A 401-nucleotide genomic window follows, 5' to 3' on the forward strand; every position below is an offset into this window, starting at 1 on the left:
ACCATCCCCTGGACGAGATACGCCTGGTGAGCAGAGTCTTTGAAATGTAAGACACCATCACCGGAAAGAGGCCCATCCATTCTTATATTTGCAACAGTGCAGGTTCATCTATCCAGGAGGTCGACTCAATGCATCGTCCTATCACCGCAGGCCATACCACCTCACGTCTCATCCTAGATCAGTCAAAACAAATATCACGTACCCCATCGGAAAGTAGCGCGCAATCAGCACTTTCTCAGCAAGCAAGCATGAGCAGCCCAGTTCTGGAGCGGTCGAAAAGTGCGCCAGCTTTATTGACTGCGGCACAGCGCACGATGCTTGCACAAGTGGGAGCCTGTGACTCTCATCTGACCTCAGATGAAAATATGGCCATCAACGAACTGAGATCACACAAGCCCCTT

At 50.9% G+C, this 401-nt stretch carries 1 pseudogene; it reads left to right on the forward strand.

What is annotated here, in order from left to right:
* Nucleotides 1–128 precede the first annotated feature (128 nt).
* Nucleotides 129–401, forward strand: a pseudogene (locus tag FOV68_RS24220) (hypothetical protein); the annotation flags it as partial.

This window comes from Pantoea sp. paga (assembly GCF_007558755.1).
GTDB classification, from domain to species: Bacteria; Pseudomonadota; Gammaproteobacteria; order Enterobacterales; family Enterobacteriaceae; genus Pantoea; species Pantoea agglomerans.